The 22,328-nt window shown below is 73.7% G+C and carries 18 protein-coding genes and 1 pseudogene; 5 read left to right on the top strand and 14 right to left on the bottom strand.

Features of this window, described 5'->3' with window-relative positions; all coding sequences use genetic code 11:
• The 3 genes and pseudogenes from AC07D6_RS29915 to clpS form a co-directional block, all read right to left on the bottom strand.
• Nucleotides 1-284: pseudogene (locus AC07D6_RS29915) on the bottom strand (D-alanine glycine permease); the annotation flags it as partial.
• A gap of 443 nt (nt 285-727) precedes the next feature.
• Complete coding sequence (locus AC07D6_RS29910; RefSeq protein ID WP_479049576.1) at nt 728-1,312, bottom strand: DUF2017 domain-containing protein; 585 nt, start codon at nt 1,310-1,312, stop codon at nt 728-730.
• Nucleotides 1,312-1,617 carry an ATP-dependent Clp protease adapter ClpS gene (gene clpS / locus AC07D6_RS29905; protein ID WP_315876274.1) on the bottom strand — a complete coding sequence of 102 codons (306 nt, stop codon included), beginning with the start codon at nt 1,615-1,617 and terminating at the stop codon, nt 1,312-1,314. The genes AC07D6_RS29910 and clpS overlap by 1 nt, the downstream gene beginning before the upstream one ends.
• Nucleotides 1,618-1,766: 149 nt before the next feature.
• On the opposite strand from clpS, the gene AC07D6_RS29900 reads away from it, so the two are divergent.
• Both AC07D6_RS29900 and AC07D6_RS29895 read left to right on the top strand, forming a co-directional pair.
• Nucleotides 1,767-3,101 carry a nicotinate phosphoribosyltransferase gene (locus AC07D6_RS29900; RefSeq protein WP_479049573.1) on the top strand — a complete coding sequence of 445 codons (1,335 nt, stop codon included), beginning with the start codon at nt 1,767-1,769 and terminating at the stop codon, nt 3,099-3,101.
• A gap of 203 nt (nt 3,102-3,304) precedes the next feature.
• A complete protein-coding gene (locus AC07D6_RS29895) occupies nt 3,305-3,892 on the top strand; it encodes an isochorismatase family protein (RefSeq protein WP_315876276.1) in 588 nt (195 codons plus the stop codon).
• A gap of 208 nt (nt 3,893-4,100) precedes the next feature.
• On the opposite strand, the gene AC07D6_RS29890 is transcribed toward AC07D6_RS29895, so the two are convergent.
• The 4 genes from AC07D6_RS29890 to AC07D6_RS29875 form a co-directional block, all read right to left on the bottom strand.
• The gene (locus AC07D6_RS29890; protein WP_479049570.1) at nt 4,101-4,406 is read right to left on the bottom strand and encodes a hypothetical protein; all 306 of its coding nucleotides are present in this window, start codon (nt 4,404-4,406) and stop codon (nt 4,101-4,103) included.
• 122 nt (nt 4,407-4,528) lie between these two features.
• A complete protein-coding gene (locus AC07D6_RS29885) occupies nt 4,529-6,973 on the bottom strand; it encodes an immune inhibitor A domain-containing protein (RefSeq protein WP_315876278.1) in 2,445 nt (814 codons plus the stop codon).
• 611 nt (nt 6,974-7,584) lie between these two features.
• Nucleotides 7,585-8,352, bottom strand: coding sequence for an RDD family protein (locus AC07D6_RS29880; RefSeq protein WP_479049568.1), 768 nt, complete (start codon nt 8,350-8,352; stop codon nt 7,585-7,587).
• Nucleotides 8,353-8,415: 63 nt separating this feature from the next.
• On the bottom strand, nt 8,416-10,029 hold the full coding sequence (locus AC07D6_RS29875) for an RDD family protein (RefSeq protein WP_479049566.1): 1,614 nt from the start codon (nt 10,027-10,029) through the stop codon (nt 8,416-8,418).
• A gap of 236 nt (nt 10,030-10,265) precedes the next feature.
• On the opposite strand from AC07D6_RS29875, the gene AC07D6_RS29870 reads away from it, so the two are divergent.
• On the top strand, nt 10,266-10,685 hold the full coding sequence (locus AC07D6_RS29870) for an SsgA family sporulation/cell division regulator (protein ID WP_315876281.1): 420 nt from the start codon (nt 10,266-10,268) through the stop codon (nt 10,683-10,685).
• 87 nt (nt 10,686-10,772) lie between these two features.
• Here AC07D6_RS29870 and AC07D6_RS29865 read toward each other — a convergent pair whose 3' ends face one another.
• The gene (locus AC07D6_RS29865) at nt 10,773-12,140 is read right to left on the bottom strand and encodes an FAD-binding oxidoreductase (protein WP_315876282.1); all 1,368 of its coding nucleotides are present in this window, start codon (nt 12,138-12,140) and stop codon (nt 10,773-10,775) included.
• Nucleotides 12,141-12,238: 98 nt separating this feature from the next.
• Between AC07D6_RS29865 and AC07D6_RS29860 the strand changes: the two genes are divergently transcribed.
• Nucleotides 12,239-13,645 carry a tetratricopeptide repeat protein gene (locus tag AC07D6_RS29860; protein WP_479049563.1) on the top strand — a complete coding sequence of 469 codons (1,407 nt, stop codon included), beginning with the start codon at nt 12,239-12,241 and terminating at the stop codon, nt 13,643-13,645.
• A gap of 204 nt (nt 13,646-13,849) precedes the next feature.
• Here AC07D6_RS29860 and hppD read toward each other — a convergent pair whose 3' ends face one another.
• The gene (gene hppD / locus AC07D6_RS29855) at nt 13,850-14,995 is read right to left on the bottom strand and encodes a 4-hydroxyphenylpyruvate dioxygenase (protein ID WP_315876284.1); all 1,146 of its coding nucleotides are present in this window, start codon (nt 14,993-14,995) and stop codon (nt 13,850-13,852) included.
• Between the two features lie 121 nt (nt 14,996-15,116).
• On the opposite strand from hppD, the gene AC07D6_RS29850 reads away from it, so the two are divergent.
• Complete coding sequence (locus tag AC07D6_RS29850) at nt 15,117-15,611, top strand: Lrp/AsnC family transcriptional regulator (RefSeq protein WP_315876285.1); 495 nt, start codon at nt 15,117-15,119, stop codon at nt 15,609-15,611.
• A gap of 393 nt (nt 15,612-16,004) precedes the next feature.
• Here AC07D6_RS29850 and AC07D6_RS29845 read toward each other — a convergent pair whose 3' ends face one another.
• The 5 genes from AC07D6_RS29845 to AC07D6_RS29825 form a co-directional block, all read right to left on the bottom strand.
• Nucleotides 16,005-16,793 (bottom strand): S16 family serine protease, encoded by a 789-nt coding sequence (locus AC07D6_RS29845; RefSeq protein WP_315876286.1) that lies wholly within the window; start codon nt 16,791-16,793, stop codon nt 16,005-16,007.
• Between the two features lie 311 nt (nt 16,794-17,104).
• Nucleotides 17,105-17,749 (bottom strand): IclR family transcriptional regulator, encoded by a 645-nt coding sequence (locus AC07D6_RS29840; protein ID WP_315876287.1) that lies wholly within the window; start codon nt 17,747-17,749, stop codon nt 17,105-17,107.
• A 304-nt stretch (nt 17,750-18,053) separates the two neighbouring features.
• Nucleotides 18,054-19,838: a DEAD/DEAH box helicase gene (locus AC07D6_RS29835; RefSeq protein ID WP_479049559.1), complete on the bottom strand. Its 1,785-nt coding sequence runs from the start codon at nt 19,836-19,838 to the stop codon at nt 18,054-18,056.
• 382 nt (nt 19,839-20,220) lie between these two features.
• Nucleotides 20,221-21,708 carry an MFS transporter gene (locus tag AC07D6_RS29830; protein ID WP_479049557.1) on the bottom strand — a complete coding sequence of 496 codons (1,488 nt, stop codon included), beginning with the start codon at nt 21,706-21,708 and terminating at the stop codon, nt 20,221-20,223.
• Nucleotides 21,709-21,819: 111 nt separating this feature from the next.
• On the bottom strand, nt 21,820-22,293 hold the full coding sequence (locus AC07D6_RS29825) for a VOC family protein (protein ID WP_315876290.1): 474 nt from the start codon (nt 22,291-22,293) through the stop codon (nt 21,820-21,822).
• Nucleotides 22,294-22,328: the final 35 nt, after the last annotated feature.

The raw sequence follows: 22,328 nt of genomic DNA, 5'->3' as shown, positions 1-22,328 counted from the left end.
GCGGCGGTCAGCGCCTGGAAGTGGTTGACCTCACCGGCCGACCCCTCCTCGTCGTACTTGCCGCGCACCACGTCGATGGCCAGCTTGAACTTGCGTAACTGCACGAGCCCGAACCAGGCCGTGAAGACCAGGCCGGCGACGACGAGCCAGGCGACGATGAGCGGAAGCTCCGTCCCCGCGACGGGAAGGGTGTAGAAGACGATTTCGCCCAGCCGGGTGGCTATGGGCTCGAAGAAGCCGCTGACGGCTTCGTCGATCGATGTGGTGATGGAGTCCAGGGACATCTGACTACCTCAAGGCGCAGGAGGGTCTGCTGGGCGGCATGGCACAGCAGCAGAGGTGCACGGGTTCGAGCGAACGCCGTTGTACCGGTCCGGCGGCGTGCACCCCGTCGGCCGCGGACTCGGACGACGTGGGTCACACATGTCGTACGTGAGTGGCTGGATCGGTCCACAACCCCCGCGGGCGACGGTGTGGATCACCACAGGGGTGGCGAAGTTCTACCACGTGCTTAACCGTCTGTTGCGTGAGCTGGCTCACACACTGGCGGTCCGAACCGGCCAGGGGAAGAGAAGCGCAGGACCGTTGACGCGATCGTTACGTGGAATCCGATGTTCGAACACCGGACGGCGGCCGCGGCCGGAAACATCGACGGGGGACGGCTCCGGCCTGCGGTCGTCACCGCGCGTCAGCGCGGCCCGGGGCCGGATCGCCACCGTGCCGGGGCCTACGGCATCAGCGTCTCGACGAGCGTCTCCTGGAGGGCGCCCAGCCACAGGTAGGCCATCACCATCGGCTTGCGCGGGTCGGAGTCCGGGAGCCGGTACAGGTCCTCGTTCTCGTCCTCGTCGGCGACCTCCAGCCGCGTCCCGATGGTGAGGCGGAGGTCATTGAGCGCGCCGAGCCAGCGGCGGCACTCCTCGGGCGAGAGCTCCAGACGGCCGCCGCCGGACCCGTCGCCGGCGGAGACCAGCGCGTCGAGGCTGCGGACGACGGCGAGGGCGTCCTCGCGCTTGCGGGTGCGCAGGTCGTTCTCGGTGAACCGGCGGAACTCGGCGGACGCGGCGCGCAGCTGCTCGTCGCCGTCCCCGTACGCGTCGGGGAAGAGGCGGGCCAGGGCCGGGTCGGACGGCTTCTCGCTGGGGCCCTCCTGGAAGAGCGCGGCGAGCGGGTCCTCGCCCTGGGCGGGCTCGTCGCCGGGGCCGATCAGCTCCAGCATCTGGACGGCGAGCGAGCGCAGGATGGAGACCTCGACCGCGTCCAGCGGCACGGTCGCGCCGCCGCCGGGCAGTGCCTCGAAGTGACCGCTCATCAGCCGCGGTCCTGGGAGAGGGTCGCCCACAGCCCGTACCCGTGCATCGCCTGCACGTCGCGCTCCATCTCCTCGCGGGTGCCGCTGGAGACCACGGCCCGGCCCTTGTGGTGCACGTCGAGCATCAGCTTGTGCGCCTTGTCCTTGGAGTAGCCGAAGTACGTCTGGAAGACGTACGTCACGTAGCTCATGAGGTTGACCGGGTCGTTGTGGACGATCGTCACCCACGGCACGTCGGGTTCGACGACGGCCTGCCCCTCTTCCGCCGGGGCCGTGCGTTCGATCTCTACGGGAGCAACACTCACTCACCCAATGCTGCCACTGCCCGTGTGCCACCGCACAAACGGACCCGCGGACTCCGCGTCGACGCCCGTCCGACCGCCCCCGCGAGGGCCCCGAAATGCCCCGAACGAGAAATCGTCACTCTGACGAGTATTCGGGGTACGATCCTGGCATGAACGCTGCGGACCTAGGACTTCCGGTGGCTGTGCCGTCCACCGCGCTCTTCACCGACCAGTACGAGCTGACCATGCTCCAGGCAGCCCTGCGGGGCGGCACCGCCGACCGGCGCTCGGTCTTCGAGGTCTTCACCCGGCGCCTCCCCGAGGGCCGCCGGTACGGCGTCGTGGCCGGCACCGGCCGCGTCCTGGACGCCGTGGAGAACTTCCGCTTCGACGACGCCGTGCTGGCCTTCCTGCGCGAGCGGGGCATCGTCGACGAGCCGACGCTCGCCTGGCTGGCGGCGTACCGCTTCGGCGGGGACATCTGGGGCTACCCCGAGGGCGAGGTGTACTTCCCCGGCTCGCCGATCCTCCGCGTCGAGGGCTCCTTCGCCGAGTGCGTGCTGCTGGAGACCGTGATCCTCTCCATCCTCAACCACGACTCCGCCATCGCCGCCGCCGCGTCCCGGATGTCGGCGGCGGCCGGCGGGCGCGGACTGATCGAGATGGGCGCCCGGCGCACCCACGAGCTGGCCGCGGTCGCCGCGTCGCGCGCCGCGTACGTGGGCGGCTTCGACTCCACCTCCGACCTGGCCGCCGGGTTCCGGTACGGCATCCCGACCGTCGGCACGTCCGCGCACGCCTTCACGCTGCTGCACGACACCGAGCGCGACGCGTTCCGGGTGCAGGTGGAGGCGCTGGGGCGGGGCACGACGCTGCTGGTCGACACGTACGACGTCGGCGAGGCCGTGCGGACCGCCGTGGAGGTGGCCGGGCCGGGGCTCGGCGCCGTGCGCATCGACTCCGGGGACCTGCTGCTGGTGGCGCACCGGGTGCGGCAGCAGTTGGACGAGCTGGGCGCCCGCGACACGCGGATCGTCGTCACGTCGGACCTCGACGAGTACGCCATCGCCTCGCTGGCCGCCGCGCCCGTGGACGCGTACGGCGTCGGCACGCAGCTCGTGACGGGCAGCGGGCACCCCACGGGCTCGATGGTCTACAAGCTGGTCGCCCGCGCCGACTCGGCGGACCCGGCCGCCCCGCTGCGGCCCGTCGCGAAGCGGTCCCTGGGCGGCAAGATGTCGGTGGGCGGCCGCAAGTGGGCGGCCCGGCGGCTGGACGCCGAGGGCGTCGCCGAGGCGGAGGTGGTCGGCACCGGCGCCGTACCGGAGGAGCTGGCCGGGCGGCTGCTGCAGCGGCAGTTGGTCAAGGCCGGGGAGGTCGTCGCCCGGGAGCCGCTGGAGGCGGCGCGGGAACGGCACATCGCCGCCCGTGCGGGGCTGCCCCTGTCGGCCGTCCAGCTCTCGCGCGGCGAGCCCGTGCTCCCCACCGAGTACGTGACGCCGTAGCCCCTCCTCCGGGGGCGCGGTCCGGCTCCGGGGCGCCGGGGTCCGCGCCGCCGGGGTCCGCTCCGCCGGGCGCGGGCGTGTTCCGTGCCCGGCGGTGAGCGGCCCCGCCCCCTCCCGCCGGGAGGAGGAAGTCTCTACGCTCGAAAACATCCCCTCCCACCACCACCGACCACCGACCACCCCCCACCGTGAGGACAACCGCCATGCACCGCGCATTGATCGTCGTCGACGTTCAGAACGACTTCTGCGAGGGCGGCAGCCTCGCGGTGGCGGGAGGCGCGGACGTCGCCGCCGCCATCACGGACCTGGTCGGCGAGACCGCGGGGGTCGGCTACCGGCACGTCGTCGCGACGCGCGACCACCACGTCGACCCGGGTGACCACTTCGCCGAGCGCCCCGACTTCGTCCGCTCCTGGCCGCCGCACTGCGTGGCGGGCACCGAGGGCGTCGGGTTCCACCCGAACTTCGCGCCCGCCGTCGCCTCCGGCGCCGTCGAGGCCGTGTTCGACAAGGGCGCCTACACGGCCGCGTACAGCGGCTTCGAGGGGTCCGACGAGAACGGCGTCCTCCTCGCGGACTGGCTGCGGGCCCGCGACGTGACGGAGGTCGACGTCGTGGGCATCGCGACCGACCACTGCGTGCGGGCCACCGCCCTCGACGCGGTCGCGGAGGGCTTTCGCACGCACGTGCTGCTCGACCTCACGGCGGGCGTCTCCGAGGAGACCACCGACAAGGCCCTGGAGGAGCTCCGCGCGGCCGGGGTGGAGCTGACCGGCAAGCCGGTCGTCTGAGCCCTGAGCGGTGAGCCGGTCGCCTGACCGGCCCGCGCGGGCCGTGGGACCACAGGGGCCCGTGGGGACTTCCGGCGGGAGCCGTGGGCTTCCGGGGCCTGTGGGACTTCTGGCGGGCGCCGTGGCCTACAGGGGCCGTAGGGGCTTCCGGCGGGGATCGCGTGGGGCCACAGGGGCCCGTGGGGCTTCCGTAGGGGCTCGTGGGGCCTCAGAGGCCCGCGGGGCTCAGCAGTGCCCGTATCGGGCGCCACAGCTCCTGCTCGCGGCTCGGCGTCGTCCGCCACAGCAGCCCGTCCGGGTGGTGCAGCACGGCCGTGATCTCGTCGGGCGACGGCGGGTGGGTGTTGCCCCGCAGGTAGACGCGCAGGCCGAGGTTACGCAGCCGGGTCAGCGCGCGGGGCCGGTTCACCGCGTGGACCAGGATGCGGACCTCGCCCTCGCCGCCCGGGTTGGGCAGGCTCAGTGCGACGACCATGCTGCCGCCTGGCAACTTGCAGAAACCACCACCGGGCATGTCGAAAGTTCCCCCGTCGAAAGGTATGTCAATAGGAACGCGGTCAGCTGCACCTAAACACGATCGGCCGCCACCCGCTAGAGGGCGACGGCCGATCATGCTGTGACCTGCGGGTTCCTAGATCACCTGGTCGACGGACCCACCTGGACGGTGATCGTCCGGCCGTTGCGCGGCTGCTGGGTGATCGCGATCCGGGTGTTGGTGTCAGTTACCTTGACGCCGGCCCGCGGGTTGCTCTCGAACCAGTAGACGCCCTTGCGGTCGTCGAAGACCGGGTTGCCGGGCAGGCCGCCGATCCGCTGCGGGACGTCCGCGTTGTGCAGCGTGACGCGGTCGGTGCGGAAGCGGCTGAACGGCGCGTCGTGGGACTGGATGCGGTTGCGCATCAGCGTGCCGTCGGCCCAGGTCAGCGGCTTGGCGTGGGCGTCGATGGGGAGGACGAGGCCCTCACCGGGGTGGACGGCCGTGTTGTTGTCCGCCTGGGAGGTGTCCCACTTCCAGATCAGCAGGCCGGTCTGGTACGGGTAGTGCTCCACCCAGCTCGCCTTGTCGCCCCCGAAACCGAAGTTGTACGGGCCGACCTCCAGGGTCGCGTCGTAGGAGACGTACTGGCGGTTCTCCGCGATGTAGTACTGCGGGTACTCGTCGGTGATCGCCTCGCCGATGCGGGAGAAGCCCTTCGACGTCCAGCCGGCGACCGCGGTCTCGGCGTCGTCCGCGAAGAGCGGGGCGCCGTCGGCCGTCACGACGATGTTGTCCGCCGCGAAGCCCTTCTGGGCCACGCCGCCGTCCGTCTGGTAGCGGAAGCGGATGTCGATCTTCTTGCCGGCGTACGCGTCGAGCGGGTACACGAGCTTCTTGAACGACTCGGAGACACCGGTCAGGGCGGTGGCGCCGCTGGCGTCCTTGGTGATCGGGGCGCCGTCCGCGGTGCCGTCGAGGGCGGTCCACTGCGCGCCGCCGTCCGTGGAGACCTCGGCGTACAGGTAGTCGTACTCGGCCTCGATGTCCCACCAGCCGTCGAGCGACAGCTGGGCCTTGGCCTTGCCCGTCAGGTCGACGGAGCGGGTGAGGGTGTTCTTGAGGTCGTCACCCATGTTGCTCCACCACTGGGTGGCGCCCTGGACCGGCTTGACGACCGGGGTGGTGACCTTCTTCTTCGGCAGTTCGACGATGAGCGCCTGCGGGTTCTTCGTGTTGTACTCCGCGACGCCCAGCGTGTGCCTGGACTTGGTGGCGGCCTTGGCCTTCTCGTAGTTCAGCCAGCCCAACTGCAGCTTGTCCCAGGCGGTCATGTCGCCCGGCATGTCGCCGATCGAGTCCTTGCCGGTGCCCAGCCAGGAGCCGGAGGACATCAGCGACCAGAAGCCCGTGGAGTTCTCGGCGCCCGCGCGGCCGGAGGTGTCGTACAGGTCCGGCAGGCCGAGGTCGTGGCCGTACTCGTGGGCGAAGACGCCGAGGCCGCCGTTCTCCGGCTGCATCGTGTAGTCGCCGACCCAGATGCCGGTGTTGCCGATCTGCGCGCCGCCGGCCTTGTTGTTCGCCGGGCCGGTCTTGCCGGCGTCGGTGCCGTACGCGTACCAGCGGTGCGCCCACAGGGCGTTGGTGCCCTCCGCGCCGCCGCCGGCCGACTCGTCCTCGCCCGCGTGGACGATCTGGAAGTGGTCGATGTAGCCGTCGGCCTCGTTGAAGTTGCCGTCGCCGTCGAAGTCGTAGCGGTCCCACTGGTCGTACTCGGCCAGCATCGCCTTGATCTCGGCGTCGGACTTGCCCTTGGCCTTCTGGTCGGCGGACCACGCGGTCACGCCGTCGCGGACGGCGTCCCAGACGTTGGAGCAGTTGGTCTGGCCGCAGTAGTTGGAGCCGTAACGGGCCTCGTTGTACTCGACCTTGACCCAGTCCGAGACGGTGCCGTCGACCGAGTAGCGGCCGGACGAGGTGCGCTCGTAGTAGGTCTTCAGCGAGTGCTTCTGGTTGCCCCGCTCGTCCTTGCCGGTGCCGAAGTACAGGTCCTGGAAGTGCTCGCGGTCGTAGTCGGCCTGCCAGGCGGTGGAGTTGTCCTTCGACCGGTCCGGCTTCGCTATCTGGTTGTGCAGCGGGCCGGGCGTGCCGCCGTACTTGGGCTTCAGCTCGTCGGTGTCGTCGTCCTTGCGGTCGACGAGCGTCTCGTTGTCGACCTTGTCGCCGAACTCGACGAGGATGGTGAAGATCTTGTCGGTCTTCTCCCGGCCGAGCTCGACGTACTTCTTGTCGTCGAGCTTGACGACCTGGGAGGCGCCGCGGCGCTCCACCTTGGACTCGCCGGCGAGGACCTGCTCCAGCGCCGCCTCGCGCTGCTTCTGCTGCTGCTCGGTGAAGGGGCCTTCGAGGTCGTGGTCGACCCCTGCGGCCTTGTCGTGGGCGTGGGCGTGGCCGTGGTCTCCGCCCGGCGCCGGGTCGTGGCGCTCGATGCCCGTCTCCGGGCGGTTGTCGGCGTGGGCCGTGGTGAGGGCTCCGGCGGTGGCGGCGGTCGCGGCCAGGGCCACGAACACCGCGGACGTGCGGAACGCCCGTCGTCTGCTGGTCACTTGTTTGTTTCCTCCCCTGCGAACCGCCAACGCGGATGGGAGGTCACGTGATTATCCGCGTGCGGTGTCGCGCCACAAGTGACGACATTCGACCGGACTTACGCGAGAAAAGACAGTCTTGACTTGCACAGGCCAAGTGCCCTATGTGGACACTCCGATCCGTATACCGGACAGGGGAAACGATCCCCTCGCGGCGCGCGTGATCCCGTGCGCCCTTGACGCACCGGTACGGTGCGTGAGGGATCGCTCACGCCCGGTTCTCAGCAAGTGTTCGGCGTCGTAGGGTCGTCGGTCAGTGCGACCGCGCCGCGAGAGACCCCCACCCCACCACGAGGACGGAACCCGTCATGCCGCGTCCGACCGCCGCACAGCCCGCCCCCGGCCCGGCCGCCGCCCGCCCGGTCACCGTCCGCCCGGCCGCCGTCCGCCCGGTTGTCACCCCGCCCCCACCGCCGGGCACGGGCGCCGACGCCAAAGCCGCCCCGGCCCGTCCGGTCCTCCCGGCGCCGGGCACGGGTGCGGCACCCGCCGCGCCGCCGCGCGTCCACCGGCCCGGGGGCGTCCGGGCCGCGGGGGCCCCGGCGCCCGCCGCCGCCCCGGACCGGCGGCCGTCACCGCGCCGCTGACACCACGACGGTTCTCGCCGCCTTGTCGTGGAGACCTTGCTTGTACGGCTTGTCCACCAGGATCAACACGAGCAGCAGCAGCGGCCACAGGCAGGCGCAGCAGATCAGCGCGGGCAGCCACAGCACGAGCGCCCGCATCAGCGCGGCGCTCGTCGGCGGGACGCTGCCGTCGTTGAGCATCGCGACCCGGATTCCGGTCATCCGCTTGCCGAGGGTCTGACCGTTCCACTTCGCCGTCATGAGGGTGTCGTAGGCGACGTACGCCAGCATCGACAGGAGCTGGAACGTCCACTGACCGCCGCCGCTGCCCGACGCCCACACGTCGCCGAGGTTCGCGGACTCGTCGCTCACCCGGGAGTAGACGCCGAAGGGGATGCCGATGAGCGCCAGCGGCACGGCGATGACGAGCCAGTCGACGATGCGCGCGAGGACCCGCTTGGCGGTGTCGGCGAGCGGCGGCATCCCGCCGAGCGGGTCGGTGCCGCCGTAGCCGTAGGGGCCCCCGCCGTAGGGGCCGCCCCCGTAAGGGTCTCCGCCGTACGGGCCTCCGCCGTAGGGGCCGCCCCCGCCGGGGGGTTCACCGCCGTACGGGCCGCCCGGGTACGGGCCCGCGCCACCGGGCGGCGGAGGCGGTGGGGCGCCGCCGCCCTCCGGGGAACCCGGGGACCCCGGCGCCCCCGGGGGCTCCTGCGGGCGTTTGCGGAACGGATCGTCCTCGGGGGGCGGGCCGGGCGCCGGCGGTTCGTTGCTCATGGGGGCAGTGCATCCCGCGCCGCCGACGCCCGCATCCGGTCATGTGCCGTTCGGGGGACGGGGTCAGCGCCCCGCCACGAACGTGCCGGCCGCCTTGTCGTGCCAGCACTGCCGCCACGGCCGGTCGAACAGGCACCACACCACGTTGAGCACGCCGATCCCGACCAGTCCGAGCACCCCGTACACCAGCCAGCGGCGCAGCGCCGCCCCGAACGACGGCGGTTCGTGCGACTCGATGCCCCGCACCTCGGTCCCGCACAGCTTCTTGCCGAGCGTCCGCCCCCACTTGGCGGTCGGCAGCGCCTCGTACACCACGCCGAGCACCAGCAGGATGCCGAGCGCGATCCCGAACTGGACGGAGGTGGTGCCGTCCACCAGCCACACCGTGACCGTCTCGCCGGACCGTTCCGCCTGCTCGATCTTGCCGAGGATGTGGTCGACGGCGTTCAGCACGAACGGCGCGCCCGCCGCCCCGGCGAGCGCGCCGAGCACGATCGTGTCGACGAGCCGGGCGGCGAACCTCCTGCCGAGCCCGGCCGGGCGCGCGGCGGCCCGCTCCTGGGCGGCGCGCAGGAACGGGTCGCTGACCGGCGGCTTCCACGGGACCACGGGCTGGTCGGCGTCCGCGCCCAGAAGGGTGGGGCCGGGCTGCGCCTGCGGCGGTACGGGGCCGGGCTGCGGCTGGGCCAGTTGGTGGACCTGCTGCGCCCAGGAGGCGGCGGCGCCGGGACCGGCGGTGACCGGGGCGGCGGGCGGGGCGGGGGCCGCGGGCGCCGGGGCGGGGACGTGCGCCTGTGGCGGGACCTGGTGTGCGGGGGACGGCTGCGGCCGGCCGGGCTCGTGGGGCTGCGGCCGGGCGGCCGGAGCCGGGACGTGCGCCTGGTGCTGGGCCTGCGGGCCCTGGGACTGGACCTGCGGACCTTGGGGCTGGGCCTGCGGGCCCTGGGACTGGGACTGCGGACCGTGAGGCTGGGACTGCGGACCTTGGGGCTGGGACTGCGGACCGTGAGGCTGGGACTGTGGGCCCTGGTGCTGGGACTGAGGGCTGTGGGCCTGCGGGCCCCGGGACTGGACCTGTGGCCCCTGGGGCTGGGCCTGCGGGCCGTGCGGGGCCGGGACGTCCGGCGTGCGGGGCGCCGCCGGTCGGGGTGCCCGCATGGTCATCGTGCCCTCGGGACCGGTCCGCGCCTGCGGCTCGGGCTCCCCCCGCCGTACGCCGGGCAGCGCGCCGTCCGGCGGGTCGGCGGCGGCCGGCACCCGGGGGTCCGACCGGCCGACCGTGCCCCACGCGACGTCCCGCCCGCCGTCGAGACCGCGCTGGCGGGAGATGTCGGCCTGCCACGCGGACGCCGGCTCGGGCCCCGCGCCGCCTTCCGCTTCCCGTTCCGGTTCGGCGCCGGGGCCGGACTCGGACGCCATGCCGGGGTCCTCGTCCAGGAAGACGGGTCCGGTCTCCTCGACGGCCGGGACCGGCGCGGGGGCCTGGGCCGGGACCCGGGAGGGCGCGGCGGAGGCCGGCGGCACCGGCGCGGCCTCGCCCTCCCCGGGCGCGGGGCGGCTCGTACCGGGCACCCAGGCGGCACCGTTCCAGTACCGGATGTAGCCAGGAATGGAGGGGTCTGGGTAGTACCCGGCTTCGGGGCTGCCGTCGCCGGTTGCCGGGGTTGGGGCGCTCATCACCGTGGTCCCGTATCTCCTCGAGGGCCTCAATTCAGGGCACCACATCTATCAGACCGCCGGACGCCCCCGGGCCGCTCCGCGACAGAGGACCCCCATACGGTCACTAATGCGTCACGCAAAGTAACAGAAATTCGTTGGTGGAAGTCGCGTAATGACGACGCGGGAACCCGCTCCCTCCTTCCGGGCGGGTCCGCGGCGGACCCGCGCGAACCGGCGAGAGGGAGGAAGGAACCATGGAGCGGACCACGGTGGAGCGGGAGCTGGAGATGAGACTGGTGCTGTCCGCGGACCACAGCGTGCCCGTACCGGCCCGGCTGACGTACCGGACGGACGACCCGTACGCCGTCCACGTCGTCTTCCACATCGGCTCCGAGAACCCGGTGTACTGGACGTTCGCCCGCGAGCTGCTGGTGGAGGGCGTGTTCCGGCCGTGCGGCCGCGGGGACGTGCGGATCTGGCCGTCGCAGGCGGACGGGCGCGAGGTCGTGCTGATGGCGCTGTCGTCCCCGGACGGCGACGCGCTGCTGGAGGCACCGTCGCCGCAGGTGTCGGCGTGGCTGGAGCGGACGCTGCGGGCCGTGGCGCCGGGGACGGAGCCGGAGCGGCTCGGCATCGACGACGGGCTGGCCGCGCTGCTCTCGGCGGAGGCGTGAGGGACGCGGGCGTGAGGGACGGGGGCGTGAGGGACGGGGGCGTGAGGGACGGGGCGTACCGGCGGGGCGGTCCGACCCGGTGGGCGGTCAGAAGAGCTTGCCGGGGTTGAGGATGTTCAGGGGGTCGAAGGTCCGTTTGATGCCGCGCTGGAGTTCGAGCCCCACGGGGCCGAGTTCACGGGCGAGCCACTCCTTCTTGAGCACGCCGACGCCGTGCTCGCCGGTGATGGTGCCGCCCAACTCCAGGCCGAGGGCCATGATGGCGTCGAACGACGCGCGGGCGCGCCGCGACTCGTCCGGGTCGGTGTGGTCGAAGCACACGACGGGGTGGGTGTTGCCGTCGCCCGCGTGGGCGCAGACGCCGATGGTCAGGCCGTACGCGTCGGCGATGGCGGCCGTGCCGTCGAGCATCTCGGCGAGCCGGGAGCGGGGCACGCACACGTCGTCGATCATCGTGGCGGTGGAGACGGTCTCCAGGGCGGGCAGGGACATCCTGCGCGCCTGGAGGAGCAGCTCGGACTCGGCGGGGTCGTCGGCGGGGACGACCTGGGTGGCCCCGGCGGCGGTGCACAGCTCCCCCACGGCGGCCAGGTCGGCCGTGGGGTCCGGGGTGTCGAACGCGGCCAGCAGCAGCGCGGCGGTCGTGTCGGGCAGCCCCATGTGGCCGAGGCGGTTGACCGCCTGGACGGTGGTGCGGTCCATCAGTTCGAGCAGCGAGGGCGTGTGGCCGCGTTCCATGATCGAGCAGACGGCGGCGCACGCGTCCGCGGTGGACGCGAACTCGGCGGCCAGGGCGAGCTGGACGGGCGGCTTCGGCCTGAGGGCGAGCACGGCGCGCACGACGACGCCGAGGCTCCCCTCGGAGCCGACGAACAGCCGGGTCAGGTCGTACCCGGCGACGCCCTTGGCGGTGCGGCGGCCGGTGGACAGCAGCCGTCCGTCGGCGAGGACGACGTCCAGGCCGAGGACGTACTCGGCCGTGACGCCGTACTTGACGCAGCACAGGCCGCCGGACGCGGTCCCGATGTTGCCGCCGATGGTGCACGTCTCCCAGCTGGACGGGTCGGGCGGGTAGTACAGGCCGTACTCGGCGACGGCCCGGGACAGCACGGCGTTGACGACGCCCGGCTCGACGACGGCGGTCCGGTCGACCGGGCTGATGTCCAGGATCCGGTCCATCTTGACCAGGGAGAGCACGATGCAGCCGTCGGTGGCGTTGGCCGCCCCCGACAGGCCGGTGCGGGCGCCCTGCGGGACGACGGGCACGCGCAGCTCGGTGGCCGTGCGCATCACGTGCTGGACCTGCTCCACGGTCCGGGGCAGCACGACGACGGCCGGGGTGCCGGCGGGGCAGAAGCCCGCCATGTCGCGGGCGTAGGAGGGGGTCACGTCCGGGTCGGTGATCAGGGCCTCGGCGGGGAGGCCGGCGCGCAGCCGGCGCAGCAGATCGTCCATGATCCCAGCGTGGCACCCGGGGCCATCGGTGTGAACCGGGCGTGTGCCGACCGTGGACGACCCGGGACGGCCCGGTGGCCGCGCGCACAGTGAGCGGCATGAGGACGGAACGGGTCCCCCGGGTGGTGCTGCTCGCCTGGGCGGGTGTGGTGGCGGCGGGGGCGCTCGCGCTGTTCGCGGCCGAGGGTCTGACGGGTCCCGGCGGCCCCGGCGGCGCGCGGGGCGGCGGGGCGCGGCCCGTGCCGGGTCCGGTGGCGCGGGCCGCGGCGGCGGTGGAGGCGGGGGCCTCGGCGACGGTGCCGGAGCTGACGGCGCTGATCGGCGACCGGGAGGCGTGGCTGCGCCGGCACCCGGGTGACGACGCGTCGTGGGCGGTGCTGGGCGCGGCGTACGCGGAGCGCGGTGCGCGGACCGGTGACCCGGCGGCGTACCGGAAGGCGGAGCGGGCGCTGCGGCGCTCCCTGGACGTCCGCCCGGCCGCGCGGGGCAACACGGCCGCGGCGATCGGCATGGGCGCCCTGGCGCGGGCGCGGGGCGACTTCGCGGCGGCGCGGCGCTGGGCGGAGGAGGCCCTCCGGCGGCAGCCGCGGACGTGGCGGGCGGAGGCCCTGCTGGTCGACGCGTACCGGGGCCTCGGCGACGACGCGGCGGCCGGGAAGGCACTGGAGCGGCTGCGGAAGCTGCGCCCGGCGGGCCCGGCGGCACTGACCCGGGCTGCGGAGCTGTACCGGGACCGGGGCTGGCGGGAGGACGCGGCGGCCCTGGCGCACGACGCGGTGGCGCGGGCCGGGACGCCCGCCGAGCGGGCGGCGTGCCTGCGGCTGCTGGGCGACCTGGCGTGGGAGCGGGGCCGTCCGCGCGAGGCGCTCGCCCCGTACGGGGCCGCGCTGCGCCTGGCGCCCGGCGACGCGCCGTCGCTGGCGGGCCGGGCGCGGGCGCTGGCGGCGCTGGGGCGCACGGACGAGGCGGTACGGGCGTACGGGGCGGTGCTGGCGGCGCGCCCGCTGCCGGAGTACGCACTGGAGGCCGGCGACCTGTACGCCGCGCTGGGCCGGGACGCGGAGGCGCACGAGCGGTACGGGGAGGCGCTGGCGCGGGCGGCGGAGGCGGCCGGGCACGGCGTGGACCAGGCCCTCGTCCGCGCCCGGTACGAGGCGGACCACGGCGATCCGGAACGGGCGGTGGCGCGGCTGCGCGCGAAGTGGCGGCTCGGGCACCGGTCCGCCGACGTGGCGGACGCCCTGGGCTGGGCGCTGCTGAAGGCGGACAGGGCCGGGGAGGCGCTGCCGTACGCGCGGGCGGCGACCGAAAGGGGGGTGCGCAGCGCGCTGTTCGCGTACCACCGGGGCGAGGTGGAGCGGGCGCTGGGCAGGACCGGGGCGGCGCGGCGGCACCTGGAGGAGGCGCTGCGGATCCACCCGGGCTTCTCGCCGCTGTACGCGCCCGAGGCACGGCGGGCGCTGGCGAAGCTGGGCGAGCCGTCGGGTCCCCCGCCGGAGCGGTAGGCGGGCGGCCGGGGCGCGGCCGGGGTGGCGGGCGGCCGGGGTGGCGGGCGGCCGGGGCGGCGGGCGGCCGGGGCGGTGGACGGCCGGGGCGCGGCCGAGGTGGCGGACGGCCGGGACGCCGGACATGACGGGGCGGCGGGCGGCCGGGGCGCGGCCGGGCGGCCCCGCGGGTCAGGGTCCGCGGGACCGCGTACCGGGGCGGCGTTACAGGTTGCCGCGCTTGGCCTGTTCGCGCTCGATGGCCTCGAACAGGGCCTTGAAGTTGCCCTTGCCGAAGCCCATCGAGCCGTGCCGCTCGATGAGTTCGAAGAAGACCGTCGGGCGGTCCTGGACGGGCTTGGTGAAGATCTGGAGCAGGTAGCCGTCCTCGTCGCGGTCGGCGAGGATCTTCAGCTCGCGCAGCGTCTCGATCGGGACGCGCGTGTCGCCGACCCACTCGCCGAGCGTGTCGTAGTACGAGTCGGGGGTGTCGAGGAACTGCACACCGGCCGCGCGCATGGTGCGCACGGTGCTGACGATGTCGTTCGTGGCGAGCGCGATGTGCTGGACGCCGGCGCCGCCGTAGAACTCCAGGTACTCGTCGATCTGCGACTTCTTCTTCGCGATCGCCGGCTCGTTGATCGGGAACTTCACCTTGAGGGTGCCGTCCGCGACGACCTTCGACATGAGGGCGGAGTACTCGGTGGCGATGTCGTCGCCGACGAACTCCTTCATGTTGGTGAAGCCCATGACTTTGTTGTAGAAGGCCACCCACTCGTTCATCTTGCCGAGTTCGACGTTGCCGACGCAGTGGTCGATGGCCTGGAAGGTGCGCTTGGCCGGCGGCTCGACGATCGGGGAGGCGGCGACGAAGCCGGGCAGGTACGGGCCGGTGTAGCCGGAGCGGTCGACCAGGGTGTGGCGGGTCTTGCCGTACGTGGCGATGGCGGCGAGGACGACGGTGCCGTGCTCGTCCTTGACCTCGTACGGCTCCTCGACGCCGGTGGCGCCGTGCTCGACCGCGTACGCGTACGCCTTGCGGGCGTCGGGGACCTCGATGGCGAGGTCGATGACGCCGTCGCCGTGCTCCGCGACGTGGTCGGCGAGGAAGCGGCCCCGGTCGGTGGACGGCTTGATGACGGAGGTCAGCACGAAGCGGGCGGCGCCGTTCGTCAGCACGTAACTGGCGGTCTCGCGGCTGCCGTTCTCCGGTCCGGAGTACGCGACGAGCTTCATGCCGAAGGCCGTGGAGTAGTAGTGCGCGGCCTGCTTGGCGTTGCCGACGGCGAAGACGACCGCGTCCATGCCCTTCACCGGGAAGGGGTCGGCCTGCCGGGCGGTGTCGGGGGTGTCATGCAGGGTCTCAGTCATGGCGGCAGGTTCCCTCCGTTCCACAAGCTGCGCAATACTTTGCGTTTCCCCTGGTCAATGTGTACAGCGGGGCTCCAGGATGAGGGGGCGTTCTGTACAGGATGACCACCGGGAGGCAGCCGTGGCGATCGATCATCTGGACGGCAGGCTCATCGCCCTGCTCGCGCGGGAGCCGAGGATCGGGGTGCTGGAGGCGTCGCGGCGGCTGGGGGTGGCGCGCGGCACGGTCCAGGCGCGCCTGGACCGGCTGCAGGCGCACGGCGTGATCCGGGGCTTCGGACCGGAAGTGGACCCGGCGGCGCTGGGGTACCCGGTGACGGCGTTCGCGACGCTGGAGATCAAGCAGGGGCAGGGCACGGACGTCCGGGAGCACCTGGCGGGCGTGCCGGAAGTGCTGGAGCTGCACACGACGACGGGCCACGGCGACATGCTGTGCCGCCTGGTGGCCCGCTCGAACGCGGACCTCCAGCGGGTGATCGACCGGGTGGTGGGCTTCGACGGGATCGTCCGCGCGTCGACGGCGATCGTGATGGAGAACCCGGTACCGCTGCGGATCATCCCGCTGGTCGAGCAGGCGGCAACGGACACGGACCTGCCACCGGCCCGGCGCGCCTGACCGGGCGGGGGCGGGGGGGACGGGAGACGGCGTGACGGTCGGGGCGTAGGGGGTTGGGGGTGGGGTGACGGTCGGGGCGCGGCGGGATGGGGGGACGGCAGGACAGGGGGGACGGCAGGGCAAAGGGGACGGCGGGACGGGGGGTGACGGTCGGGCGCGACGGACCGGGGCCGAGTGGGGCGGAGTGGGGCGGGGCCGAGTGGGGCGGGCGCGACAGGCCGGAGTCGGGCAGGCCGGAGTGGGGCAGGCCGGAGTCGGGCAGGCCGGAGTGGGGCAGGCCGGGTCGGACGGAGTGGGGCGCGACGGGCCGCGACGGAGCAGGGCGTGGCGGGCGGGCCGGGACCGGCGCGCGCCGCGCCCTGGCGGGGGGGGGGAGGCTCCCGGGGCCCCGGGTCAGCAGGAGGGGACGCGGGCGCCGTCGCCGAGGGCCTTCAGGGACGCGACGGCGTCCTTCAGCGTCCCCACCGGGATCAGCCGCAGCCCGCCCGGCCGGGTCGCCAGGGCGTCGTCGCACTCGGCCTTCGGTACGAGGAACACCGTCGCCCCGTCCCGCGCGGCGGCCTGCGTCTTGAGCGACACGCCGCCGACCGCGCCGACCGTCCCGTCGGGGGCGATCGTCCCCGTACCCGCGACGACCCGACCGCCGGTGAGGTCGCCGCCCTCGCCGTCGCCGGCCAGTTTGTCGACGATGCCGAGGGAGAACAGCAGCCCGGCGCTGGGCCCGCCGACGTCGGCGAGGTGCAGCTTCACCTCGACGTCCTTCTCGCTCCTGCCGAGGTGGTTCAGCGCGGCGGCGACCGCGCTGTCCTGGGACGACCGCATCTGGCCGAGGTTGCGCTTCTCGATCTCCCGGTCCGTCTTGCCCGCCGGGTAGACCGAGTCGTGCGGCAGGACCGCCCGGTCGCGGCGGAACCAGGCGCTGACGACGTCCCCGAGGCCGATGTCGGAACGCGGCGCGGTGGCCACGATCGTGGTCATCCGCAGTTGCCCGCTGGTCTTCCGCACGGGCGCCCCGGAGACGGTGATCACGGGCCGCCCCTTGTCCGCCCCGAGCACGTCCGCCGTCGACCCGGGCAGGGCGATCGTGAACGGCAGCGGCGCGAACGCGGCCACCGCGAGCAGTGCGAGCACGGGCAGGGCGCACAGGAGCAGGGCACGGGGGCGCGAGAGACGGGAGAGCACGGACCCAATCTATCGGCCCGCCCCCGCCCACCCCTTCCGGGCGGCACGACGGAGCCCACCCGGACGGCACGACGGGCCCGCGGGACGGCACGACGGGCCCCGGCCCGGCCGGTCACCCCGCGGGGCGGGGACGTCAGCACAGAGCGTCCGCCGGCTCGGGGATCCGTCAGCGCCGGGCGACCACCGGCTCGGGGAACCGCCGGCGCAGGCCCGCCAACGTAGAGCGGCCACCACCCCGCAGGCCCGCCAGCGCAGGGCGGCCGCCTCTCACCGACCCGCCGACGCAGGGCGTCCCCCACCCCGCAGGCCCGTCAGCGCAGGGCGTCCGCCACCTCGCGGGCCGCGTCGACCACGCGGGGCCCGACCCGCTCCGGCACGGCGTCCGTCAACATGACCACTCCCACGCTGCCCTCGATGCCCGTCACGCCCAGCAGCGGGGCCGCCGCGCCGCTCGCGCCCGCCTCCAACTCGCCGTGCGTGAGGGTGTAGCCGGGCTCGGACGGGCCGCCGGCCTGGCGGGCGTGGAGGATCGCGCGCCCGGCGGCGCCCCGGTCGAGCGGGTGGCGGAACCCGGCCCGGTACGCCACGTGGTAGTCCGTCCAGGTCGGCTCGACGACGGCGACGGCCAGTGCCTCGGCACCGTCGACGAGGGTGAGGTGCGCGGTCGCCCCGATGTCCTCGGCGAGCGAGCGCAGCGCGGGCAGCGCGGCCTCGCGTACGAGCGGGTGGACCTGGCGGCTCAGCCGCAGCACGCCGAGCCCGACACGGGCCCGGCCACCGAGGTCGCGGCGTACGAGCGCGTGCTGTTCGAGCGTGGCGAGCAGACGGTAGACGACGGTCCGGTTGACACCGAGCCGGTGGGACAGCTCGGTGACGGTCAACCCGTGGTCGGTGTCGGCGAGCAGCTTGAGGACACGCAGTCCCCGGTCGAGCGTCTGGGAGGTTTCCGCGGTCACGACGCCCCCTCCTTCGGAGTGAGTGACGGCGGACACTCTCAACGCGGAAGCGATACCCGTCCCTTGAGCATCGCACCGAGAGGCCGCCGGCAGGCCATGGCACACCGGCTGCGCTCCGCGGCGGCGCTGCCACGGGGCGTTTGCATGTGTCCGGACAGTAACGAGCGGATCCGCTGAGCGGAAGACCTCGTCCAGAATCCGGGCGCCGATGGGGATTTGATCCCGGGATGCTCCTTTCCTCGCGACGGCGCCCCGAAGCCGTACCCGAAACCGGGCCGCCCGGGGCGCGCGTCGGAGGGCGGGGTCAGCGCATCCGCGTGGCCCACTCCTGGACCTTCTTGATCCGCTCCCGGATCTGCCCGGCCGTCGCCTCGGCGCTCGGCGGGCCGCCGCACACCCGGCGCAGCTCGGTGTGGATGACGCCGTGCGGCTTGCCGCTCTGGTGGACGTACGCGCCGACCAGCGTGTTCAGCTGCTTGCGCAGCTCCATCAGCTCCTTGTGGGAGACCACGGGCCGCCGCTCGGCGGGCAGTTCGAGGAGGTCGGCCTCCTCGGCGGGCTTCTGCCGGCTGTGCGCGATCTGCCGGGCCTGCCGCTTCTGCAGCAGCAGCCGCACCTGGTCGGGCTCCAGCAGGCCGGGGATGCCGAGGTAGTCCTGCTCCTCCTGGCTGCCGGGGTGGGCCTGCATGCCGAACTCGGCGCCGTTGTACATCACCCGGTCGAAGACGGCGTCGGACTCCAGCGCCTCGAAGGGCAGCATGTCCTGTTCGCCGGTGTCCTCGTCCTGCTGCTTGTTCGCCTCGTCCAGCTCCTTCTCGGACTCGGCGTACGGGTCCTCCTCGCCCGCCTTCTTCGGCCGGTCGAGGACGTGGTCGCGCTCGACCTCCATCTCGTTGGCGAAGCCGAGGAGCATCGGGACGGTCGGCAGGAACACGGACGCGGTCTCGCCGCGCCGCCGGGACCGGACGAAACGCCCCACGGCCTGCGCGAAGAACAGCGGCGTGGAGATCGTCGTGGCGTACACGCCGACCGCGAGGCGCGGCACGTCGACGCCTTCGGACACCATCCGGACGGCGACCATCCACCGGTCGTCGCTCTCGCTGAACTCGTCGATCCGCTTCGAGGCGCCCGCGTCGTCGGAGAGGACGAGGGTCGCCCCGTGCCCCGTGATCTCCCGGATGAGCTTGGCGTACGCGCGCGCCGACTCCTGGTCGGAGGCGATGACGAGGGCACCGGCGTCGGGGACGGCCTTGCGGACCTCGGTGAGCCGCTGGTCGGCGGCGCGCAGCACGTTCGGCATCCAGTCGCCGCGCGGGTCGAGGGCGGTGCGCCACGCCTGCGAGACCGCGTCCTTGGTCATCGGCTCGCCCAGCCGGGCGGCGACCTCGTCACCGGCCTTGGTGCGCCAGCGCATGTTGCCGCTGTAGCTGAGGAAGATCACGGGGCGGACGACGCCGTCGGCGAGGGCGTTGCCGTAGCCGTACGTGTAGTCGGCGGAGGACCGCCTGATCCCGTCGTTCCCCTCCTCGTACGTGACGAAGGGGATGGGGTTCGTGTCGGACCGGAACGGCGTACCGGTCAGCGCCAGTCGCCGCGTCGCCGGCTCGAACGCCTCCAGGCACGCCTCGCCCCAGGACTTGGAGTCGCCGGCGTGGTGGATCTCGTCGAGGATCACGAGGGTCTTGCGCTGCTCGGAGCGGTTGCGGTGCAGCATCGGCCGCACGCCGACACCGGCGTACGTGACGGCGACGCCGTGGTACTCCTTGCTGAGCGGGCCCGCGCTGTACTCCGGGTCCAGCCTGATCCCTATCCGCGCCGCGGCGGCCGCCCACTGCTTCTTCAGGTGCTCGGTCGGGGCGACCACGGTCACCTGCTGCACGACGTGGTGGTGCAGCAGCCAGGACGCGAGGGTCAGCGCGAAGGTCGTCTTGCCGGCGCCGGGCGTGGCGACGGCGAGGAAGTCCCGGGGCTGCTCCTGGATGTACTTGTCCATCGCGGCCTGCTGCCAGGCACGCAGCTTGTTGGCCGTGCCCCAGGGGGCGCGGCCGGGGAAGGCGGGAGAGAGGTGATGGGAGGCGGTAGTAGTCACGGTCTCCGATTCGGTGCTCTCGGACGCATGGGGGGTGCGCACGGCTTACGTACGACAACCGGGCCACCCTACCGGTGCCCCGCCCCGCCCCCGGCCGGGACGGGGCCGTGACCTCGGGGAGTGCGAGCGGCGTCACACGCCGGGCGCGCCGGACCGCCCGACGGCCCCGGCACCACCCGGGCGGGCACCCCACCCGGGCGACCCGCCCACGTCACCGCACCCGCGCGCCCCGCGCCCGCCCGCACTCCGGGCCCGCCCGCGTCACCGCGCCCACGCGCACTCCGCTCCGCCCCCGTACTTCGAACCCGTCCGCGTCACCACACCTCCGCGCCCCGCGCCCGCCCGCGCTCCGGGCCCGCCCGCGTCACCGCATCCGCTCGCGTCACCGCGTCCGCTCGCCGTCCCGCAACCGGGTCGCCACCCACGCGCCCACCAGCGCCACCGCCGCCATCGGCAGGAACACCGCCGCGAAGGCCGCCGGGTGCGACCCGACCGCCCCGGCACCGGCGACGGCGTGGCCGGCCGTCGACCCGCCGCCGAGCGCGGCGAACGCCGCGCCGCCCGCCGCGAGCAGCAGGACGTTCGCCAGGCCGTCCGAGATCTGGAGCGCCGCCGAGTTCGCCCCGGCCTCCTCCGGCGCGGACAGCTTCAGCAGCATCACGCTCGTCGAGGCGATGACCATGCCCATGCCGAAGCAGCCGAAGCCCCAGGCGACCCCGACGATCCACACCGGCACGGCGGGGACCAGCACCGACGGCACGGCCGCGATCGCCGCCGTGACGAGCAGCATCCCCAGCACCATCAGCCGCTCCCGGTACGGCTCCATCCGCGGCCGCGACTGGACGAACGACCCCAGCGCCCACGTCGCCCCGCCCACGGCCAGCGACAGCCCCGCGAGCGTCGGGCTCAGCCCCCGCTCGGTGACCAGCATCAAGGGGACGAACGACTCCGCGGAGATGAACGCGCCCGCCGAGATCCCGCGCAGCAGCACCACGGACGGCAGCCCGCGCGCCGCCCGGTACGTGCCGCGCGGCAGCAGCCCGAGTACGGCCGGTACGAGCAGCGCGGCACCGACCGCGGCGGGCACCACGGACAGCCAGCGCAGCTCCTGCCCCGCGTACTGGAGGAGGCCGGCACCCACGGAGATCGCCAGCGCCAGCCGCAGCCGCCGCGCGTCGAACGCCGGGACCGGCGCCTCCGGGTCGGCGGGCCCGGCGGCCCGGTGCCGTATCGCCGGCAGGGCGAGCACCAGCGGGAGCACCACGAGCGCCGGGATCCCGAGGAAGACCCACCGCCACCCGAGCCGCTCCGTCAGGGTGCCGGCCGCCAGGGGGCCCACGACCGACGGGATCACCCAGCTCGCCGCGAACGCCGCCATGATCGCGGGCCGCAACCTCTCCTCGTACGCCCTGCCGACCACCACGTACAACGCGACGATCACCAGTCCGCCGCCGAGGCCCTGCACGGCCCGTCCGAGGATGAACAGCCACATCGCCCCGGCCGTCCCGGACACGACCAGGCCCGCCCCGAAGGCGCCGATCCCGGTCGCGAGCGCGCCCAGCGGCCCGCTCCGGTCGGCCCACTGGCCGGCCAGCACCATGCCGAAGAGGCTGGTCGTGAAGTACGCCGAGAACGCGAACGCGTACAGCGGCACGCCGTCCAGCTCCCGCGCCGCGACGGGCATCGCCGTCCCGACGGCGGTCGCCTCGAAGGCGATCAGCAGGACGACGGAGACGATGCCCACGCTGAGCGCCCGGTGCTCCCGGTCGAGCACACTGCCGCCGCCCCGCTCCGGCGGGGAGGGGGCGGCGATGTCGGTGGTGGTTTTGTCGGTGACGGTGTCGGCGACGGTCGGGTCAGGGGCACTCATGCCCCCAAGAGTAAGGGGCTTCGATGCAGGTGACACCTGTCGCGAGTCGGGGAACCGCTCGGGCTCGGGCCCTACGACCTCCGGCCCGCCGCGACGACCTCACCCCGGCCCTCACCCCTGGTAGGCGTCCCGCAGACCCTGAATGTCGATCTTCTTCATGCCCATCATGGCCTTGGTGACGCGCTTGGCCTTCTCGGGGTCCGGATCGGTGATCATCTCGTCCAGGACGCGCGGGGTGACCTGCCACGACAGCCCGTACTTGTCCTTGAGCCACCCGCAGGGCCCCTCCTCGCCGCCCGCGCCGAGCCGGGACCAGAAGTAGTCGACCTCCTCCTGGTCCTCACACGCCACGGAGAGCGAGACGGCCTCGTTGAACTTGAACTCGGGCCCGCCGTTCATCGCCACGTAGCGCTGCCCCGCGAGCTCGAACTCGACGGTCATGACCGTGCCCGCCGGCATCGGCGTCCCCTCGGGATAGCGGTCGACCTTCACGATCCGCGAGTCATCGAAGATCGCGGTGTAGTGGTTGGCCGCCTCCTCCGCCTCGGTGTCGAACCAGAGGAACGGCGTGATCTTCTGCTGCATGGTGGGCTCCCTTCCCTGTCCATGGGTAGACCGGG

This window comes from Streptomyces sp. NPDC045287, from assembly GCF_056432325.1.
Note: the sequence above shows the minus strand (reverse complement) of the source record. Positions and strands in the feature narration are given on the sequence as shown.

Excerpts from the sequence above, each read along its gene's own strand:
- AC07D6_RS29910 (WP_479049576.1), bottom strand. The coding sequence starts at position 1,312 with ATGAGCGGTCACTTCGAGGCACTGCCCGGCGGCGGCGCGACCGTGCCG.
- AC07D6_RS29900 (WP_479049573.1), top strand. The coding sequence starts at position 1,767 with ATGAACGCTGCGGACCTAGGACTTCCGGTGGCTGTGCCGTCCACCGCG.
- AC07D6_RS29895 (WP_315876276.1), top strand. The coding sequence starts at position 3,305 with ATGCACCGCGCATTGATCGTCGTCGACGTTCAGAACGACTTCTGCGAG.
- AC07D6_RS29890 (WP_479049570.1), bottom strand. The coding sequence starts at position 4,406 with ATGCCCGGTGGTGGTTTCTGCAAGTTGCCAGGCGGCAGCATGGTCGTC.
- AC07D6_RS29880 (WP_479049568.1), bottom strand. The coding sequence starts at position 8,352 with ATGAGCAACGAACCGCCGGCGCCCGGCCCGCCCCCCGAGGACGATCCG.
- AC07D6_RS29875 (WP_479049566.1), bottom strand. The coding sequence starts at position 10,029 with ATGAGCGCCCCAACCCCGGCAACCGGCGACGGCAGCCCCGAAGCCGGG.
- AC07D6_RS29870 (WP_315876281.1), top strand. The coding sequence starts at position 10,266 with ATGGAGCGGACCACGGTGGAGCGGGAGCTGGAGATGAGACTGGTGCTG.
- AC07D6_RS29865 (WP_315876282.1), bottom strand. The coding sequence starts at position 12,140 with ATGGACGATCTGCTGCGCCGGCTGCGCGCCGGCCTCCCCGCCGAGGCC.
- AC07D6_RS29860 (WP_479049563.1), top strand. The coding sequence starts at position 12,239 with ATGAGGACGGAACGGGTCCCCCGGGTGGTGCTGCTCGCCTGGGCGGGT.
- hppD (WP_315876284.1), bottom strand. The coding sequence starts at position 14,995 with ATGACTGAGACCCTGCATGACACCCCCGACACCGCCCGGCAGGCCGAC.
- AC07D6_RS29830 (WP_479049557.1), bottom strand. The coding sequence starts at position 21,708 with ATGAGTGCCCCTGACCCGACCGTCGCCGACACCGTCACCGACAAAACC.
- AC07D6_RS29825 (WP_315876290.1), bottom strand. The coding sequence starts at position 22,293 with ATGCAGCAGAAGATCACGCCGTTCCTCTGGTTCGACACCGAGGCGGAG.